Here is a 2,665-nt window from a genome sequence, read left to right as displayed (position 1 = left end):
CACACGAACCGCAGCGGCCTTCCCGACACCAATGGGGCACGTCAATGCCCGCATCGAGCAATATGTCGACCAAGGTCTGACCGCGCGGCCAGCTAAGACAATGCCGTTGGCCGTCGAGGTCGACCTCCAAGTGCGCGACTTCTTGCATGCGCCGATGCTGCACAAGCGGCCCGAAACCGCGCACGCGACCGCCCATTGGCCGGGAAAACTTGCTCGCACCGCCCGATGATCGGGAAGCCAGCAATGCGATGGGACCAATCTACCTACAGTGAATGGTTGTGAACCTCGATGCACCCCTGGACGTCGTCGTGGTCGGCGCCGGGTTCGCCGGTCTGTATGCCCTGCACAAGCTGCGCACCCAGGGTCTGTCGGTGCGGGTCATCGAGGCCGCACCCGAGCTGGGCGGCACGTGGTACTACAACCGCTATCCCGGTGCGCGGTGTGACGTCGAGAGCGTGGACTACTGCTATTCGTTTTCCGACGAACTGCAGCAGGAGTGGAACTGGACCGAGAAATACGCCACCCAGGCCGAGATCCTGCGTTACCTGAACTGGGTCGCGGACAAACTTGACCTGCGCCGCGACATCACGTTAAACACTCGCGTGGTCTCGGCGGTGTTCGACGAGGCGACGCTGCGCTGGACAGTGACCACCGATGCCGGACAGAAGCTCTCAGCACGGTTCTGTCTGATGGCGACCGGCCCGTTATCGGACGCGATGACGCCAGAGTTCAGCGGCCTGGATAGCTTCGCCGGCGAGATCTACCACACCGCAGCGTGGCCTCACGATCCTGTCGACTTCACCAACAAGCGGGTAGCAGTCATCGGCACCGGATCTTCCGGCATCCAATCGATTCCGATTATCGCCGAGCAAGCCGCGCACCTCTACGTCTTCCAGCGCACCCCCAATTACAGTGTCCCGGCAGGCAATAAGCCACTGTCCGCCGAAGAACTCGACGAAATCAAGGCGACTTATACGGAGCGACGCCGTGTGTCGTGGCGCAGCGGCGGCGGGTCACCGCACATCACCGCCCCCAAGCCGACGTTGGAGTTCACGACCGAGGAGCGCCGCGCGGCGTTTGAAACGCGATGGCAGCTCGGTGGTGTGCTGTTCTCCAAAACCTTTCCGGACCAGATGATCGACCCCGCCGCAAATGACGAGGCACGCAGGTTCTACGAGGAGAAGGTGCGCGAGGTGATCGACGACCCTGTGGTTGCGGACTTGCTGATTCCCAACGATCACCCGATCGGAACAAAGCGAATCTGCACAGACAGCAACTATTTTCAGACCTTTAACCAGCCTCACGTGTCGCTGGTCAGCGTGCGCGCCACCCCGATCGAATCCGTTGACCCCGATGGGATCAATACCAGCGATGCGCACTACGGCCTCGACATGATCGTGTTGGCAACGGGTTTCGATGCGCTGACCGGTGCACTGGGCAAGATTGAGATCGTAGGCCGTAACGGCGTGACTCTCCGTGATGACTGGGCGCACGGTCCGCGCACCTATTTGGGGTTGGGCGTCGACGGGTTCCCCAATCTGTTTCTGATCTCGGGCCCGGGAGCGCCCGCGGTGTTGGCGAACATGGTGCTGCACGCGGAGGCGCAAGTGAATTGGATCGCGGATGCCATCGCCTATCTCGACAATCAGGGTTATGTTGCAATAGAAGCGACCAGCGACGCCGTTGACGGCTGGGGCTCAGAATGTGCCCGGCGTGCCGAAGCAACGTTGTTCACCAAGGCGAATTCGTGGTACATGGGCGCCAACGTGCCGGGGAAACCTCGAGGCTTCATGTTGTTCGTTGGCGGGTTCGCGACATACAACGACGTCTGCGCCGAGGTGGCAGATGCCGGCTACAAGGGATTCGCGTTAGTGAAAGCGTCGTGATGCAAAGGTGTTGTAATGGAACCTGATTCAGGGCAGCTAGCCGGGAAGGTCGTCATCATCACCGGCGGCGCGGGCGGCCTCGGCGCGGCGTTCGCCCGTCACATCATCGTGCGCGGCGGCAACGTGGTGCTCGCGGACCTGCTCGACGACGACGGCAAGCAGCTGGCCGGGGAGCTCGGCGCGCAAGCCCGTTACACCCACCTGGACGTCACCGACCCCGAACAGTGGTCGGACGCGGTGCAATTCACCCTCACCAATTTCGGCATCCTCAACGGCTTGGTGAACAACGCCGGGATGTCGACCGGTCAATACCTCGAGCACGAGCCGCTGGCGCACTTCCGAATGGTCTTGGAAGTGAACCTGGTCGGGGTGTTCAACGGTCTGCAGGCGGTGATCGCGCCGATGCGCTCGGCTGGCGGCGGGTCGATTGTCAACATCTCGTCTGCGGCCGGATTGTTCGGTCTGGCGTTCACCGCCGGCTACGGCGCCTCGAAGTGGGGTGTGCGGGGACTGTCGAAGATCGCCGCCGTCGAGCTGGGTTCCGATCGCATCCGCGTCAATTCGGTGCACCCCGGCATGACCTACACCCCGATGACCGCACATGTTGGGATCCAGGTCGGCGAAGGCAACTATCCCAACACGCCGATGGAACGGGTCGCGGTCCCCGAGGAGATCGCCGGCGCCGTGGGCTATCTGCTGTCCGATGACGCCGCCTATGTCACCGGCGCCGAGATCGCCGTGGACGGCGGCTGGACCGCGGGGCCGACCCTGAAATACGT

The 2,665-nt window shown here is 62.7% G+C and carries 3 protein-coding genes; 2 read left to right on the top strand and 1 reads right to left on the bottom strand.

Annotated features, from left to right (window positions below; genetic code table 11):
* On the bottom strand, positions 1-148 hold a 148-nt coding region (locus WBF82_RS14275), incomplete at its 3' end, for a 2Fe-2S iron-sulfur cluster-binding protein (protein WP_424383652.1).
* Positions 149-278: 130 nt separating this feature from the next.
* On the opposite strand from WBF82_RS14275, the gene WBF82_RS14270 reads away from it, so the two are divergent.
* Positions 279-1,886 carry a flavin-containing monooxygenase gene (locus tag WBF82_RS14270; RefSeq protein WP_424383651.1) on the top strand — a complete coding sequence of 536 codons (1,608 nt, stop codon included), beginning with the start codon at positions 279-281 and terminating at the stop codon, positions 1,884-1,886.
* 15 nt (positions 1,887-1,901) lie between these two features.
* The coding region (locus WBF82_RS14265; RefSeq protein ID WP_424383650.1) for an SDR family oxidoreductase at positions 1,902-2,665 on the top strand (764 nt) is incomplete at its 3' end.

It is taken from the genome of Mycobacterium sp. (assembly GCF_049673265.1).
Taxonomy (GTDB): Bacteria; Actinomycetota; Actinomycetes; order Mycobacteriales; family Mycobacteriaceae; genus Mycobacterium.
This window is presented reverse-complemented; position numbering and strand designations above follow the sequence as displayed.